Annotated in this window: 13 protein-coding genes; 10 read left to right on the plus strand and 3 right to left on the minus strand. The window is 59.9% G+C overall.

What is annotated here, in order from left to right; translation table 11 throughout:
• Positions 1–188 precede the first annotated feature (188 nt).
• On the plus strand, positions 189–782 hold the full coding sequence (locus C5F53_RS14770; protein WP_105262142.1) for an SIS domain-containing protein: 594 nt from the start codon (positions 189–191) through the stop codon (positions 780–782).
• Positions 783–874: 92 nt separating this feature from the next.
• Here the strand turns inward: C5F53_RS14770 and hemL are convergent, their stop codons facing one another.
• Both hemL and C5F53_RS14780 read right to left on the minus strand, forming a co-directional pair.
• Entirely contained in the window at positions 875–2179 is a 1305-nt protein-coding gene (gene hemL / locus C5F53_RS14775; RefSeq protein ID WP_105262143.1) for a glutamate-1-semialdehyde 2,1-aminomutase, read from the minus strand.
• A gap of 18 nt (positions 2180–2197) precedes the next feature.
• Positions 2198–3109: a bifunctional hydroxymethylpyrimidine kinase/phosphomethylpyrimidine kinase gene (locus tag C5F53_RS14780; RefSeq protein ID WP_105262144.1), complete on the minus strand. Its 912-nt coding sequence runs from the start codon at positions 3107–3109 to the stop codon at positions 2198–2200.
• A gap of 142 nt (positions 3110–3251) precedes the next feature.
• Between C5F53_RS14780 and C5F53_RS14785 the strand changes: the two genes are divergently transcribed.
• From C5F53_RS14785 to C5F53_RS14810, 6 genes are all read left to right on the plus strand, one after another.
• Positions 3252–3404 (plus strand): rubredoxin, encoded by a 153-nt coding sequence (locus tag C5F53_RS14785; RefSeq protein WP_370446738.1) that lies wholly within the window; start codon positions 3252–3254, stop codon positions 3402–3404.
• Positions 3405–3469: 65 nt separating this feature from the next.
• Positions 3470–3868 (plus strand): PleD family two-component system response regulator, encoded by a 399-nt coding sequence (locus C5F53_RS14790; protein WP_105262145.1) that lies wholly within the window; start codon positions 3470–3472, stop codon positions 3866–3868.
• Positions 3868–4233, plus strand: a complete 366-nt coding sequence (locus C5F53_RS14795) for a PleD family two-component system response regulator (protein ID WP_105262146.1) — start codon at positions 3868–3870, stop codon at positions 4231–4233. The genes C5F53_RS14790 and C5F53_RS14795 overlap by 1 nt, the downstream gene beginning before the upstream one ends.
• A 12-nt stretch (positions 4234–4245) precedes the next feature.
• Positions 4246–4776, plus strand: coding sequence for a chemotaxis protein CheW (locus C5F53_RS14800; RefSeq protein WP_105262147.1), 531 nt, complete (start codon positions 4246–4248; stop codon positions 4774–4776).
• A gap of 20 nt (positions 4777–4796) precedes the next feature.
• Positions 4797–7061, plus strand: coding sequence for a methyl-accepting chemotaxis protein (locus tag C5F53_RS14805; protein ID WP_105262148.1), 2265 nt, complete (start codon positions 4797–4799; stop codon positions 7059–7061).
• A 53-nt stretch (positions 7062–7114) separates the two neighbouring features.
• Entirely contained in the window at positions 7115–12856 is a 5742-nt protein-coding gene (locus C5F53_RS14810; protein ID WP_105262149.1) for an Hpt domain-containing protein, read from the plus strand.
• On the opposite strand, the gene C5F53_RS14815 is transcribed toward C5F53_RS14810, so the two are convergent.
• On the minus strand, positions 12853–14319 hold the full coding sequence (locus C5F53_RS14815; RefSeq protein ID WP_105262150.1) for a deoxyribodipyrimidine photo-lyase: 1467 nt from the start codon (positions 14317–14319) through the stop codon (positions 12853–12855). The two genes, C5F53_RS14810 and C5F53_RS14815, sit on opposite strands and share 4 nt — an antisense overlap.
• Positions 14320–14340: 21 nt before the next feature.
• Between C5F53_RS14815 and C5F53_RS14820 the strand changes: the two genes are divergently transcribed.
• From C5F53_RS14820 to pyrR, 3 genes are read left to right on the plus strand one after another with little or no spacing between them, the layout of a single operon-like run.
• Entirely contained in the window at positions 14341–14943 is a 603-nt protein-coding gene (locus C5F53_RS14820) for a YqgE/AlgH family protein (protein WP_105262151.1), read from the plus strand.
• Complete coding sequence (ruvX, locus tag C5F53_RS14825; protein WP_105262152.1) at positions 14940–15353, plus strand: Holliday junction resolvase RuvX; 414 nt, start codon at positions 14940–14942, stop codon at positions 15351–15353. Before C5F53_RS14820 ends, ruvX begins: the two co-directional genes overlap by 4 nt.
• Positions 15350–15847 (plus strand): bifunctional pyr operon transcriptional regulator/uracil phosphoribosyltransferase PyrR, encoded by a 498-nt coding sequence (gene pyrR / locus C5F53_RS14830; protein ID WP_105262153.1) that lies wholly within the window; start codon positions 15350–15352, stop codon positions 15845–15847. Before ruvX ends, pyrR begins: the two co-directional genes overlap by 4 nt.
• The last annotated feature ends 1 nt before the right edge of the window (position 15848 follow it).

A 15848-nucleotide genomic window follows, 5' to 3' on the forward strand; every position in this document is an offset into this window, starting at 1 on the left:
GCCCGGAACCGCCGTGCACAGGCCGCCCTCGGGCGGCCTTTTTTATGCCAAATGAGTCTCTAGCCCAGGTAGAGTATGCGCAAGCAGCTCCTGTTTTAATAGCAAATTGGGTGCCATCCACCCTTTGGGCGCAGGTGTGTTCTGCGGGTGTGCGGAGCGTGGGAAGTGATTGGGGGAAAATGCGCGTTATGCAAAACCACATCACCTCCAGCCTGCAAGAGGCGCACTCCGCATTAACCAACTTGCTGGCCAACCCGGCCGCGTTGGCGACCGTCGAGCAGGCGGCGCAGCTGCTGATTGCCACGTTTGAGAAGCAGGGTCGTGTTTACTCCTGCGGCAACGGCGGCTCCATGTGTGACGCGATGCACTTTGCCGAAGAGCTGACTGGCCGTTACCGCAAAGACCGCAAGGCGCTGGGCGCCACCGCCATCAGTGACGCCGGCCACCTGACCTGCGTGGGCAACGACCACGGCTACGACAACGTGTTTGCCCGCTACATCGAAGGCCATGGCCGTCCCGGCGATTGCCTGGTGGCGCTGAGCACCAGCGGGACCAGCAAAAACGTGATCAAGGCCGCCGAGGCCGCCAAGGCGCTGGGCATGACAGTCATCATCCTGAGTGGCAAACGCAGCGATAAGCTGGAGCCTCTGAGTGATGTGTACGTATGCACCCCAGGTGGTACGTATGCCGACCGTGTGCAGGAGCTGCACATCAAGGTGCTGCACATCCTGATCGAGCTGATCGAGCGCCACTTCTTTCCCGAGAACTACGTGGGCGAGTAAAACCCTCGGGTAGGCCCTCGGCGTTGAGATAAAAAATAAGGGCTAGGAGCCAAATTGGCCTCTAGCCCTTATTTGATATGCGCGAGAAGCTTCTATTTTGATAGCAACTTAAACACTTCAGCCGCCGCGGTCACGGTCTCTGCAATGTCGGCATCAGTGTGTGCCGCACTCATAAAGCCGGCCTCGTACAGCGCCGGGGCAATGTAGACGCCGCGGTCCAGCAGGCCGTGGAACAGGGTGTTGAAGCGTGCGTTGTCGGTGGTCATCACCTTGGCGTAGTTCTGTGGCAACTCCTTGAACAGGAAGAAGCCGAACATGCCGCCCTCGCTGTCGCCGCAGAAGTCCACACCGGCCTTGTCGGCCTCGGCTTGCAGGCCGCTGATCAGCAGCTGTGTCTTGCGGCCCAGGTCTTCGTAGAAGCCGGGTTTGCCAATTTCTTTGAGCGTGGCCAAGCCGCAGGCCGTGGCCACGGGGTTACCCGACAGGGTGCCGGCCTGGTAGACCGGGCCGAGTGGTGCGAGCTGCTCCATCACCGCGCGTTTGCCACCAAAGGCGGCCAGTGGCATGCCGCCGCCGATGACTTTGCCCAGCACGGTCATGTCGGGCTCAAAGCCGGGGATGCTGCGGGCGTACACGCTTTGGGCGCTGCCCAAGGCCACGCGCAGGCCGGTCATCACCTCGTCAAACACAAACAGCGCGCCGTACTGGGTGCACAGCTCGCGGCAGCGCCGCATAAAGGGCACGCTGGCACGTACGAAGTTCATGTTGCCGGCGATTGGTTCGATCATCAGGCAGGCGAGTTCTTGGCCATGCAGCGCGAATGCTTCTTCCAGTTGCTGGATGTTGTTGTACTCCAGCACCAGCGTGTGTTGCACCACCTCGGGCGGCACGCCGGCACTGGTGGGGTTGCCAAAGGTGGCCAGGCCGGAGCCGGCCTTGACCAGCAGTGCATCGGCATGGCCGTGGTAGCAGCCTTCAAACTTCAAAATCTTGCTGCGGCCGGTGGCGCCGCGCGCCAGGCGGATGGCGCTCATACCGGCTTCGGTGCCGCTGCTGACCAGGCGCACCATGTCCATGCTGGGCACGCGTTCCAGAATCGCTTCGGCCAGTTCCACTTCACGCTCGGTCGGTGCGCCGAAGGAGAAGCCATCCAGTGCGGCCTTTTGCACGGCCTCCAGCACCGCCGGGTGGCCGTGGCCCAGGATCATGGGGCCCCAGGATCCGATGTAATCAATATGGCGCTTGCCATTGGCGTCCCAAAAATAGGCGCCCTGGGCACGCTGCACAAAACGGGGCGTGCCACCCACGGCCTTGAAGGCGCGCACGGGGGAGTTCACGCCGCCGGGGATGACGTGTTTGGCGCGGTCGAAGAGGGTTTGGTTGCGGTCGATGGACATAAGAAGGGAAAAGAGAGATCAGTGGCGTGTGGCGTGTGGCGGCAGGTCGAAGTCCACATCGTCGGGGGTGTCTTCGTCGTCGGTTTCTGGGTGGGCCCAAAACAGGCGGTCCGGGATGACCTGCCCCATGCCGGGGCGAAAGCCGCTTTCCAGGCAGCGGTCCAGGTAACTTAGGGCCTCGGTCACCGCCTCGGTGAGCTCGGTGCCGCTGGCAATCAGGGCGGCCAGGGCGGCGGACAAGGTGTCGCCCGCGCCGGTAAACACGGCTTCGAAACGTTCAAACTTCTCGCTGCACAAAACTGCGGTGGGGGATGCCAGCACGTTGTCGATGAACTGGTCGGGCAGCGGGATGCCGGTGACCAGGGTGTAGGGCACACCAAAGGCATTGGCGGCCTTGGCGATGTCGCGTGCGCTTGGGCTTTTGTCGGAACTCCAGTCCGGCAAGAGCCAGCGCGCGAGTGTGCTGTGGTTTCCAACCAACACTGTGGTCTGCGGCAAAAGTAACTCTGTGCAAGCGTCCTGGTACAGGTCAATTTGGTCTTCTTGCCACCATGAGAGGTCGGGCATGTAGGCCACCAAGGGCACGTCGGCATAGTCGGATGCCAGTTCGGCAATGGCGCTCAGGTTCTCGGGGGTGCCCACAAAACCGACCTTGAAAACCTGGGCGGGCACGTCCTCCAGAATCACCCGGGCTTGTTCGGTCACGGCCTCGTCGTCCAGAGGGAAGTGGTCCACGATCTCTGAGGTGTCGCGGGCGTAGACCCCGGTGACGACGGGGAGTGCATGGGCACCGACGGAAGCGATCGCGCTGAGGTCTGCGGAGGTGCCGCCGCCGCCGCTGGGGTCGTTGGCGTTGAAGGCCATGACGCAGGCCGAGGGGCCGTCATCGTCGATTTCTTCTTCAAGTACGGGGGAGGGGGTTGCCGACATCTGAGGGGCCTGTGTTGGGAGTTGTCATCAGGCAGAATGGCGAACTTTCAGCGGGCGGCCCGCAATTTCGCAAGAGCTGCTCTATACAATCGTTGCATTCTATTCGAAGGCCCCTTAAGCTGTGACCGATACTAAAACTTGGATGTGCTTGATTTGCGGTTGGATCTACGACGAAGCCACGGGCGCGCCAGACCATGGCATCGCACCGGGCACCCTCTGGGCCGATGTGCCCATGAACTGGACCTGTCCTGAGTGCGGCGCACGCAAAGAAGATTTTGAAATGGTGCAGATCTGATGCTGCATCGCTGGTGCGGATTTGACCTATCCTGACCGTCCACGCTAGTACTGGAGCAAAGCCCCTTGAGCACCACAGCACCTACCTTTAAAGTTCTTGTTATTGACGACAGCAACACCATACGGCGCAGTGCAGAGATTTTTCTCAAGCAGGGTGGGCATGAGGTGATGCTGGCCGAGGATGGCTTTGATGCGCTGGCCAAGGTCAACGACTACCAGCCGCACCTGATTTTTTGCGATATCTTGATGCCCCGTCTGGACGGATACCAGACCTGCGCCATCATCAAACGCAACACCAAGTTTTCCGGGGTTCCTGTGGTCATGCTGTCCTCCAAGGATGGTGTCTTTGACAAGGCGCGTGGCCGCATGGTCGGCGCCCAGGACTACTTGACCAAACCCTTTACCAAAGACCAGTTGTTGCAAGCAGTGCAGCAGTTTGGTGCTGTCTTGCAAGGAGCTATCTAATGGCTATAACTAAAGTATTGATCGTTGACGACTCGAAAACCGAACTCATGTTCCTAACCGAGTTGCTGCAAAAAAATGGATTTACCGTTCGGTCTGCAGAGAATGCTGATGAAGCGTTCAAGCGCCTCTCGGAAGAGAAGCCCCATTTGATTCTGATGGATGTGGTCATGCCTGGTCAGAATGGATTTCAGCTCACGCGTGCCATCAACCGCACCCCCGAGTATTCGGAAATCCCCATCATCATGTGCACCAGCAAGAGTCTGGAGACGGATCGCGTCTGGGGTATGCGCCAGGGTGCCAAGGACTACATCACCAAGCCCGTCGATGCGTCGGAGCTGTTCGCAAAAATCAAGGCCCTGGACTGATCCACACCATCCATGGCCAACAGAGAAGCACTCCGAGAACTCCAAGCCCGCTTGGCAAGCCGCCTCCAGGCGGCCCGTACCGAGGGTATGTCGGTGGCCTGGCTGGCTGTTCGCGCCGGGGGACACAACTACCTGTTTCCTTTAGGGCAGTCGGGTGAAATCGTTCCCTTGACGCAATTGCAGCCCGTGCCTTACGCGCTGGATTGGTTTCGGGGGGTGCTCAATATCCGTGGCGGCCTTTTTGGGGTTGTGGATCTTGCGGGGTTTATTGCCATTAGTGGTGGTGATGCGCGCACCGAGCCGTCGGTGGCCGAGCCGAGTGTCGTGACCTTCAACGCTCTGCTGGAGGTGAATTGCGCACTCCAGGTGGATGTACTCTCCGGTCTGCGTGGCCCGGACGCCTTTACCGCTTCCAAACCCGCGTCTGCGGATGCTCCTGTGTACTTCGGCAATCAATTTTTTGATGCTGCCGGCGAGCAGTGGCAAGAAATTAATTTGCGTACCCTGTCCCAAACCCCCCAGTTTTTGAGCATCAGCGCTTAGTTCACCAGTAAGGCCCCATCATGTCTGTTGTCGATCAATTGAAAAATCTGTTTTCCAAGAAGCCGCAGGAGTCCGAGCTGGATTCGCGTTTGAGTCTGGCGATGCCCGAGGCGACGGTGGATGCGGTCCAAGAGACGGTGCAGGAATCTCAACATACACCGCTGCAGGCCCAGGGTGCACCAGAAGCGGTGCATGAAGAGCTGGCAAGCAACGAGGGTGATCTGGTTTCGGTTCCGGGACTGGGGCGTCGTACGGTGTCGCAACACCAGCGTACGCTGTCCTTTTTACTGGGGGGCGCGTTGCTGGTGCTGGCGGTTGTGGTGTTCATTGTGTTGAGTCAATCGGATCGCGTGGCCCAGCAACTGGGGGCAACAGGCCAATCCTTGATGCAGTCGCAGCGTCTGGCCAAGTCGGTGTCGCAGGCGGTAGTGGGAAGTGCCCAGGCCTTTCCCGATGTGTCAGAAAGTGCGGGCATTCTGGCCAAGTCAGCCCATGGTTTGCAGGCGGGTGATGACGAAATGCGCATTAATCCTCTGGACGAAGCCTATGCCCCAGAGTTGAGCAAAGTGATGCCACTGGTGGAGCGGGCTGAGAAGAATGCCAAGGCCGTGATGGGTCAGCAGAAGATGTTGACGCAGATCGGTTCCGCGCTGCGCTTGATCAACCGCCAATCCTCCGACTTGCTGGAAATTGCGGAAACCGTGGCTTCCTTGAAGCTGCAGCAAAACGCGCCCGCCGTGGAAATCTCTGCGGTCGGTCAATTGGTGATGTTGACCCAGCGTATCGGCAAGTCGTCCAATGAGTTTTTGACGGCCGAAGGCGTGAGCCCAGAGGCGGTGTTTTTGCTGGGTAAGGACTTGAATACCTTCAAGGAAATTTCTGAAGCCCTGTTGTCCGGTAGTACCGAGCTGCGCTTGACCGCGACCAAAGACCCTGCAACCCGCGAGCAGTTGGAAGCGCTGATCAAAATGTACGAAGAGACCCGCGTGCAAGCGGGTGCCATTTTGGGTAACTTGCAGGGCCTGGTATCTGCGCGTGAAGCGCAGGGCGCGATTATTGCGGACAGCGAGCCTTTGCGTCGCAATTTGGAAGAGTTGCAGTCCAAGTTGTCCAGCCAAGCTGGTATCAGTGGTGGATCCTTGGCCATCATGGTGGCTGCGGCGGCGTTTGCTCTGTTGTGCGCGGGTGGTCTGTCTTATGTGCAGCTGCAAGACAGCCGCAAGCGCCAGGTGCTGGCCGAAGACCAGCGTCTGGAAGCTGAGCGCCAGGAGCATGAAGCCAAACGCGTGAACGATGCCAACCAGGCGGCCATTTTGCGTTTGATGAACGAATTGCAGACGGTGGCTGAAGGTGACTTGACCCAGGAAGCCACGGTGACCGAAGACATTACCGGCGCTATTGCCGACTCGGTGAATTACACGGTGGAAGAATTGCGCTCCCTGGTGTCCAACGTGCAAAACACGGCGGCCCGCGTGGCCCAGACGACGGCCGATGTGGATGCCACGTCGACCGAATTGTTGGCGGCCTCCAATGAGCAGCTGCACGAGATTCGTGAAACCGGCAAGTCCGTGGTGGACATGGCTGGTCGAATCAACGAGGTGTCTGCCCAGGCGCAAGAGTCTGCTGCCGTAGCCCGTCAATCGCTGCAAGCCGCCGAGTCGGGATTGCAGGCGGTGCAAAACGCCATCGGCGGTATGAACTCCATCCGTGACCAGATCCAGGAAACCTCCAAGCGCATCAAGCGCCTGGGCGAGTCCTCACAAGAGATTGGTGAAATTACCGAACTGATCTCGGACATTACCGAACAAACGAACGTGTTGGCTTTGAACGCTGCCATTCAGGCTGCGTCCGCCGGTGAGGCGGGTCGCGGCTTCTCCGTGGTGGCGGAAGAAGTGCAGCGCTTGGCGGAGCGTTCTGCCGATGCGACGCGCCAGATTGCTGCACTGGTGAAGGCTATTCAGACGGATACACAGGATGCTATCGGCGCGATGGAGCGTTCTACCCAGGGTGTGGTGGAAGGGGCCAAGTTGTCCGATAACGCAGGTACTGCGCTGACCGAGATTGACCGTGTGTCACGCCGCGTGGCCGATCTGATTGAGCAGATTTCGAACTCTGCTTCGCGTGAAGCTGGTTTGGCCAACGTGGTGGCCGACAACATCCAGCACATTTTTGCGGTGACCGAGCAGACCGGTGAAGGTACACGTGCCACGGCCAACCAAGTGCGTGAACTCTCCCGCATGGCGGAAGAGCTGCGCCAGTCGGTGTCCCGATTCAAGATCGCTTGATCCCCGTGTCCCGCATTCACCTTGCCCCGTGAGATCCAGGAGAGCCTGAACCCATGTCATCGAACACAGCCACTCCCGGCGACAACGAACTAGCGGTCAGCGATCTGGGCCCCTTGGCTTGGGTGTTGGACGAATTGCGCAAGTCTTTGGACGGCGCTACCAAAGCCATGCGCCGTTTTGTGCGCGACGCCGAACTGGCTCGTGGCTCGGACCTGACAGAGCTGGATGCCAGCCACCTGCGTATTGCACGTCAGCAACTTCACCAGGCGGTTGGTGCTTTGGAGATGGTGGGCTTGGTGGCTCCGGCCAAAATTTTGCGGGCAATGGAGTCGCTGGCACAGAAGTTTGTACAGCGGCCCGAGTTGTGTAGCGACGATGCGGCCAATTGCATGGAACGTGCAAGCTTTGCGCTCACTGAATATCTGGACGGTGTGCTGAAAGGCAAGTCCGCGTCATCTGTCGCCCTGTTTCCTCAGTACCGGGCTTTGCAAGAGCTGGCAGGTGCGGACCGCATCCACCCCGCGGACTTGTGGCCGCCCGAATGGCGCTGGTTGCCAGTGCCTGTGCCAGCGTCTGCGCAGCAGTTGGCTTACAGCCCCGAAGTGCGCCGTGAGATGGACCATGGCGTGTTGCGGTTGGTCAAATATGCCGATATGAAATCGGCCCGTCGCTTGCAGGAGATCAGCTTGGGCTTGGCTGCGGGACGCACCGATTTGGAATCCCGCACGTTTTGGATGGCTTGTGCTGCGTATTTTGAAGGTACGGCGTTGGGCCTGTTTGCTGGCGACATTTACAGCAAGCGCGCGGCCTCGCGTATCCTGCAGCAGTACGTGAGCTTGGCAAAAGGTGATGGCGCTATCTCAGACCGATTGGCGCAGGACTTGGTGTTCTTTTGTTCGCTGGCCATGCCGCCATCTACGATGGCCGCGCCTGTGCTGCAGGCCGTCAAGACCGCCTATGGCCTGGCTCGCAGCAAGCCCGTTGACTATGAAACAGAGCAGTTTGGCCGCTTCGATCCGGCCTTGCTGGTATTAGCACGCAAGCGCATTGCCGCAGCCGCCGAAACCTGGTCGGCGTTGGCCGGAGGGGATACCAATCGACTCAAAGTGGCTGGTGAGCAGTTTGCAGCGGTGGCCGAAACGGTCACCAAGCTGCATGTCGAAAGTGGTGAGTTGGGCAAAGCCCTGTCGCGCGCGATTGAATTGACCATCCGCGCCGGTGCGGCGCCTGTCCCCGCGGTGGCCATGGAGGTCGCAACCTCTGTGCTGTACCTGGAAGCCGCGTACGAAGACCTCGATCCAACAGACAGCCAAATGGCGGAGCGCAGTGCGCGTTTGTCGCAGCGCCTGGCCCATGTCACTTCAGGTGGTGAGCCGGAGCCGCTGGAGTCCTGGATGGAGGAGTTGTACCGACGCGTGAGCGATCGCCAAACCATGGGCAGTGTCGTGGACGAGTTGCGCACCACACTGGGCGAGGTGGAAAAATCGCTGGACCAGTTTTTCCGCAATCCACAAGACAAGGCGCCTTTGCGTGAGGTGCCGAGCCAGTTGGCCCAGATGCGTGGCGTGTTTTCCGTGTTGGGTTTAGACCAGCCCTCTATTGCGGCGCTGCGCATGCGTTCCAGTGTCGAGCAGTTTCTGGTCGATGACATCGATGAGGCCAGCGCACGGACAGGTATTTTCGAGAAAGTCGGTAACAGTCTGGGGGCCATGGGGTTTCTGATTGACATGCTCAGTTACCAGCGCTCGCTCGCCAAGACCTTGTTTGTGTACGACGAGGAGTTGGGTGAGTTCCGTCCCCTGATGGGGCGTGAGCGGGTCGATGTGCAAGCAGAGGCAGAAACGTCAGCCGCGGCAGACGTTGCGGTTCAAGACGATTTGGCGGCTTTGCAAATGGCGGTTGCTCCACAAGCCGTGGCGGCACCAGCACCTGTTTCAGTCGCTGCGCCGGTCATATCTGCGGCGGTGCCCGTGGTGGATCCCGATGCCGACGATGATGCCGAGTTGCGCGACATCTTCCTGGAAGAAGCACGCGAAGTTGTCCAGAATGGTTTGGCTGCGTTGGCAGCCCTCCGGGCAGAACCGACCAATCTGGCGGACCAAACCACACTGCGCCGGGCATTCCACACCCTCAAGGGCAGCTCCCGCATGGTGGGGCTTAATGATTTTGGCGAGGCCGCGTGGGCCTTTGAGCAGTTGCTCAATACCTCTCTTGCCGAGCAACGTCCCGCCAGCGAGGCATTGGTCTCCGTATCCGAGCAGGCCATGCAGGCGTTTGAGCGCTGGGTGGAGGACATTGCAACCCACGCGACTACACCTTGGAGTACCCAAGAGTTCCGCAAGACTGCCGATGCACTGCGCCTGGATGGCCAATACCTGCCTTTGCAGGTTCCTGGTCTTGCCTTCGCCGTCGCGCCTGAGGCACCGCAGGAGCCCGAGGCACCTTCAGTCGAGTTTGCGGTGTCGGAAATGCCGGCGCTGGCAGAGCCTGAGATTTCTGCAGACTTTGCGTCTACGCAGATGTTCAATGACCTCGACATGGCACCTGCCGCAGCGGTACCACCGCCAGTGGATTTTGTGTCCACCCAGCTGTTCAGTTTCGACAGCACGCAAGCGTTGGACGTAACAAGCTCTGTGCCAGAGGCGAGTGCAACGGAAGTTCGCGAAGTCGATCTCGGTGATTTCGATTTTGGCGACTTCGAGGCCCAGTCTGCTCAGGAAGACGCTCCGGACACGGTCATCGCAGATATTCTGGAAATGCCGTCTGAACCTGTCGCGGCAGAGCTTGTCGCCCTGGACGTAGCGGTACCCACTCTGACCATGGACATGCTTGTCATGCCGGAGGTCGAAGCCGCCAACGATGCACCTGCGGTGATGGCGGATGTGCCGATGCTGGATGCTGACGATGGCATGAAGGTCATTGGATCTTTGCGATTGAGCATTCCTCTCTACAACGTGTACCTCAACGAGGCGGACGAGTGGTCACGGCGCTTGCAGACGGAGCTGAGTGAGTGGGCCATGGAATTGCCCAAAGCCTTGCCCGATTCGGTCATTGCGCTGGCGCATTCCCTCTTGGGTAGCTCCGCCACGGTGGGGTTTTCTGCACTCTCCGATATGGCTCGCGCCCTGGAGCAAGCTCTGCAGCACGTGCAGTTGCACCGCCAGGGCACGGCGGACCAAGCTTCAGTGTTCAATGACGCGGCCGAGGATATTCGCCGCTTGTTGCACCAGTTTGCTGCTGGTTTCCTGAAAGAGGCCGATGCACGCGTACTGGTCGAACTGCAGACGATTACCGAGACGGAGTTCCCGGCACCTTCGTTGGACCAGGCAACGATCGATGTGATGGAGGAGCCCGTCTCCGAGTTTGAGGACAGTTTGCCAACGATGCCTTTGGTTGACGCGATGCCTGAAATTGCTGCACCGGCCATGGCGGTGGCGGCACCTCTGACGATCGCCGATGCGCAAGACGACGACATTGATGCAGAGGACCATCTGGACGATGATCTTTTGCCCATTTTTGAAGAAGAGGCTGCAGAGCTCATGCCCCAGCTTGGGACTGCACTGCGCCAGTGGGTAGCCCAGCCAGACAATATGGCGGCTCGCAACGAAATTTTGCGCTTGTTGCATACGCTCAAAGGCAGTGCACGCCTGGCTGGCGCTATGCGACTGGGTGAAATGGCCCACCGCATGGAGTCGTCCATCGAGCAGATTGGTACTGAAGCTCTGCAGGCGGTACAGCTGGAGCCTTTGCTCACCCGGTTTGACTCCCTGCAAGCGGTGTTCGCGGCCTTGGGCCAAGAGTCTGTGCAAGTAGAAGACACAGTCGTGGCAACGGTGGCGGCAGCAGCGCCTGTGGCCAGCACCGCAGCGACAGTGGCTCCCTTGAGTATTCGCCCGGTGGTGCATGCGCCCCAAGCCGCCATGCCACGCAGTACAGGAAATCAGTCGGTGCGTGTGCGTTCTCAGTTGCTGGACCGTTTGGTCAATCAGGCTGGTGAGGTCATGATCACCCGCTCGCGCATGGATGCGCGCCTGAACCAATTGCGCTCGTCTTTGGGGGAGCTAGGGGGTAACCTGGATCGCTTGCGACAACAGTTGCGCGATGTCGAGTTGCAGGCCGAGTCGCAAATGCAGTCACGCCTCGCACAAACTAAGGATTCAGCGCAGGCGTTTGATCCGCTGGAGTTCGATCGCTTTACCCGTGTGCAGGAATTGACCCGCATGATGGCAGAGTCGGTGAACGACGTGGCGACGGTGCAGCGCAACTTGCAACGCTCAGTGGAAGGTACTGAAGACGATCTGATCGCCCAAGGCCGCCAGGCGCGCGAATTGCAACGCGACTTGTTGCGCACCCGCATGGTGGAGTTTGAAGGCATTTCAGACCGCCTGTACGGCGTGGTGCGTCAGGCCGCCAAAGACTCTGGAAAACAGGTCAAACTTGATATCACCGGTGGCTCCATCGAAATGGACCGGGGGGTGCTCGACCGTATGGCCCCCGCGTTTGAACATTTGTTGCGCAATGCGGTGGCGCACGGCATCGAGTCTGCAGAGGCGCGTGTCGCGGCGGGCAAGCCCGCAGCAGGCAACATCCTGATCCACGTGTTGCAGGAGAGCAATGACGTCTCTGTCTCGTTCAGTGACGACGGTGGTGGCTTGCACCTGGACCGTATCCGCGCCAAGGCAATTGCCAATGGTGTGATCGAGGCGGGTGCCGCGCTCAGCGACGGCGATGCCGCCAACCTGATTTTTATGCCGGGGTTTTCTACGGCGGAGCAAATCACGGAGCTGGCCGGTCGCGGTATCGGCATGGACGTGGTGCGTTCCGAGGTGAATGCATTGGGTGGTCGCATCGAAACCCAAACCGAACCTGACAAAGGGACCAGTTTCAAGCTGGTGCTGCCCCTGACGACGGCGGTCACCCAGGTGGTGATTCTGCGCATGGGCGAGTTCACCATCGGGGTTCCGGCCAACATCATGGAAACTGTTTTGCGTGTGCCGGCTGCCCAACTGGAGCAGGCCTATGCAGACCAGTCCTTCAGTATGGCGGGGCAAGTGCTACCCTTCTTCTGGGCGGGTGCCTTGTTGCAGGTGTCGGCACGCAGCCACGAACCCCTGAGCAAGACCTTGCCCGTGGTGGTGTTTCGCAGCGCGGGTCAACGTTTGGCCCTGCACGTGGACGAAGTGCTGGGCAACCGCGAAGTGGTGGTGAAAAACCTCGGGCCGCAGCTTGCACGTTTGCCGGGTTTGGCGGGTATGTCGGTGCTGGCCTCGGGTGCAGTGGTTCTGATCTACAACCCGGTCGCGCTGGCGGCGGTGTACGGTGATTTGGCCCGTGTGTTGGGCGCCTCTGGCGACAGGGCTGGCCAGGCCACCGATGCGCCTGATGTGGCCCCCAAGTTGGTCGAGCCGGCCAACCAGCTGCCTTTGGTGTTGGTGGTGGATGACTCCATCACCGTGCGCCGCGTCACCCAGCGTTTGCTCAAACGCGAAGGTTACCGCGTGGCGTTGGCCAACGATGGCTTGCAAGCATTGGAGCGTCTGCAAGAAGAGGTTCCCACCGTCATCTTGTCGGACATCGAGATGCCGCGTATGGACGGGTTTGACCTGGCGCGCAACATCCGGGCAGATGCACGCACGCGTGCGGTGCCCATCATCATGATCACTTCACGCATCGCGGAAAAACACCGTGAACATGCGCGTGAATTGGGTGTGGACCACTACCTTGGCAAGCCCTACTCCGAAGACGAATTGCTTGGCTTGGTGCGCAGCTACTGCAGCAATGCCGTAGAAGCCTAAGCCGGCTTTTTCACCACGCCATACCGCAGCAGGGTTCGCGCCCTTGCTTGCGCGTGGTCGACGACTGGCAGTGGGTAAGCCTGCCCCAAGGTGAGTCCTGCTGCTGCTAGTTCCAGCGGTTTTGCGAGCCAGGGGGCGTGAATGGCCTTGGGCCCCAGCTTGGACAACTGCGGCAGGTACCGCAGAATGAACTTGCCCTCTGCGTCAAATTTTTCACTCTGGGCAATGGGGTTGAAGATCCGGAAATAGGGCTGTGCATCGCAGCCACTGGAGCTGACCCATTGCCATCCGCCGTTGTTGGCTGACAGGTCAAAGTCGTTGAGCGTCTGCGCAAAATAACGCTCTCCCCAGCGCCAGTCCAGCCCCAAGTGTTTGACCAGAAAGCTGCCGGTCACCATGCGCAGTCGGTTGTGCATGTAACCCGTCTGGTTGAGCTGGGCCATGGCCGCATCCACGAGTGGGTAACCGGTTTGGCCGGTGCACCAAGCCTGGTACAACGCATCCGCACGCGGGCCGTCCTCCCAGGCGATCTGGTCGTACTCTGGCTTGAAGGACGCGGTGGCCACATGTGGGTAATTGGCCAAAATCTGCACATAAAAATCCCGCCACACCAGCTCGCCTAGCCAGGTGGAAGCCCCCTCGCTGCCCTGCAGGTGGCGTGGGTAGGCCAGGTTCACCAACTGTCGGATAGAGACTGTGCCAAAACGCAGGTGTACGCTGAGATAACTGGGCCCTTTCACGGCCGGAAAATTGCGTGTCTGCTCGTACCGGTCCATGCGCGTAACAAAGTCGGTCAGCAAACTCTGGGCCCCGGCTTCTCCCGCAGGGACGCGCAGGTCTTGCAGGTTGGTGGTGGCAAAGCCGATGTCTGCCAAGCTTGGAACTGGGGTGCGGTAAGCCTCAGGACGTGCGGCCAAACGCTGGGGAGTCGATGGGGCGTGTTCCTGCGCCGGGTGCAGCGCCAGGCGCGCCAACCAGGCCCGCATGTAAGGCGTAAACACCCCGTAGGGCTTGCCCATTTGGGTCAGCACTTCGCGCTCTTCAAAAATGACGTGGTCCTTGCGCAGATGGAGTGCCGTACCGGCCTTCTGCAGCGTTTGTTGCACAACGCCGTCCCGCGCAATGGCTTGGGGTTCGTAGTCCTTGCCCGCATACACGGCTTGTACGCCCAGTGTTTGGGCCAGTGTGGGGATTTCTTCTTCGGCGCGGCCGTGCAAAACGATGAGGCCTGCGTGGGCTTGTCCGCTAAGGTCGCGCAGGCGTGCATCCAGCTCCACCAGCGATTCACGAATGAACTCCACACGCCGGTCCTGGCGGGGCAGGGGGGCCAAAATGTCTGTGTCGAAGACAAACACACAGTACACACGCTCGCATTGCTGCAAGGCGATATTCAGTGCGGTGTTGTCGTGTGTGCGCAGGTCGCGGCGGAACCAGACCAAGCCAGAGGCGTATTGTGTGTGCATGCCACCCGTTAAAATCAAACTATGTCCGGCGATTCTGCACCCATCAATCTCACCAACCATTTTTTGATTGCAATGCCCGGGCTGGAAGATGCCCTTTTTTCCAAAAGCGTGGTTTATGTCTGTGAACACAACAGCAAAGGTGCTTTGGGTATCGTGATCAACAAGCCCGCGGACATGGACCTCAAGGCCTTGTTCGAGAAAATTGACCTGCCCATGGCGCGCAGTGATTTGCAGGGCAACAGCGTGTTCCAGGGCGGGCCCGTGCAAACCGAACGCGGCTTTGTATTACACGAAGGCACGGAGGTCCCAGGTGCGGAAGACAGCAAGTCCTCCCTGTATGCCTCCACCATGACCATTCCCGGCGGACTGGAAATGACTACTTCCAAAGATGTGCTCGAAGCCATCTCCAGTGGTTCGGGCCCGCGCAGGGTACTGGTGTCCTTGGGGTACTCCGCCTGGGCCGGCGGGCAGCTGGAAACCGAACTCGGTGAGAACAGCTGGATCACGGTTGACGCCGACCAAGGCATTATTTTTGACACCCCCGTGGACCAGCGCTACGACAAGGCACTTGCCTTGCTGGGCCTGCAGGCCTGGATGATTTCCACCCAAGCGGGGCACGCATGAGCACACCGGATGTGCCCGTCCCCGTGCATCTGACAACGTTTATTGCGTTTGACTTTGGCCTAAAACGTACTGGTGTGGCGGTGGGCAATCGGCTGCTGAAGACCGCGCAACCGCAAGGTTCCATTCATGCCGAAGGCAGCGCACGTTTTGACGGCGTGGCTGCCAAGCTCAAGGAATGGCAGCCCGATGCGATTGTGATTGGTGTGCCCTACCACCCCGATGGTGCACCCCACGAAAACACCACACGGGCCAAAAAGTTCGGACGCCAGCTGAATGGGCGCTTTGGCTTGCCGGTGTTTGAGGTGGACGAGCGCTACAGCACCACCGAGGCGATCAGCTCGGGTGCGAAAGACGCCGATGCGGCGTCGGCCTGCATCATCCTGGAACAGTTTTTGAGGAGTTTGACGTGAGTATCCTGGCTTTAGATGCGGAGGCGCTTTACCGCGAACTGTTGCGCGGTGTGCAGCAGTTGTGCAGCGCCGATACCCGCCTGGTGGGCATTACCTCGGGCGGCGCCTGGCTGGCCGAGCGCTTGCAGGCGGACCTGAAACTACCGGGCAAGGCAGGCGCCATTTCGTCGGCCATGCACCGCGACGACTTTGCCCAACGCGGTCTGTCGGCGGGCGGGCAAACGCAATTGCCTTTCGATGTGAACGGCGCACAAATTCTGCTGCTGGACGATGTGCTGTACACCGGCCGCACCTTGCGCGCGGTGATCAACGAGCTGTTTGACTTTGGCCGCCCCGCCTCGGTGCAGCTGGCGGTGCTGGTGGACCGCGGTGGTCGCCAACTGCCCATCCAGCCTGACTTTGCCGCGGCGCGCGTGAGCGTGGCGCCCACCCAGTCGCTGGCACTGGCGCGCAGCGATGCAGGCGTGTTCTCTTTCGATGTACAGGACGCCTGAC

Origin of the sequence: Rhodoferax sp. TS-BS-61-7 (assembly GCF_002943465.1) — a bacterium.
Classification (GTDB): Bacteria; Pseudomonadota; Gammaproteobacteria; order Burkholderiales; family Burkholderiaceae_C; genus Allorhodoferax.

Coding starts and splice junctions, on each gene's coding strand:
- C5F53_RS14770 (WP_105262142.1), top strand. CDS start 189: ATGCAAAACCACATCACCTCCAGCCTGCAAGAGGCGCACTCCGCATTA.
- hemL (WP_105262143.1), bottom strand. CDS start 2,179: ATGTCCATCGACCGCAACCAAACCCTCTTCGACCGCGCCAAACACGTC.
- C5F53_RS14780 (WP_105262144.1), bottom strand. CDS start 3,109: ATGTCGGCAACCCCCTCCCCCGTACTTGAAGAAGAAATCGACGATGAC.
- C5F53_RS14785 (WP_370446738.1), top strand. CDS start 3,252: ATGTGCTTGATTTGCGGTTGGATCTACGACGAAGCCACGGGCGCGCCA.
- C5F53_RS14795 (WP_105262146.1), top strand. CDS start 3,868: ATGGCTATAACTAAAGTATTGATCGTTGACGACTCGAAAACCGAACTC.
- C5F53_RS14800 (WP_105262147.1), top strand. CDS start 4,246: ATGGCCAACAGAGAAGCACTCCGAGAACTCCAAGCCCGCTTGGCAAGC.
- C5F53_RS14805 (WP_105262148.1), top strand. CDS start 4,797: ATGTCTGTTGTCGATCAATTGAAAAATCTGTTTTCCAAGAAGCCGCAG.
- C5F53_RS14810 (WP_105262149.1), top strand. CDS start 7,115: ATGTCATCGAACACAGCCACTCCCGGCGACAACGAACTAGCGGTCAGC.
- C5F53_RS14815 (WP_105262150.1), bottom strand. CDS start 14,319: ATGCACACACAATACGCCTCTGGCTTGGTCTGGTTCCGCCGCGACCTG.
- C5F53_RS14820 (WP_105262151.1), top strand. CDS start 14,341: ATGTCCGGCGATTCTGCACCCATCAATCTCACCAACCATTTTTTGATT.
- ruvX (WP_105262152.1), top strand. CDS start 14,940: ATGAGCACACCGGATGTGCCCGTCCCCGTGCATCTGACAACGTTTATT.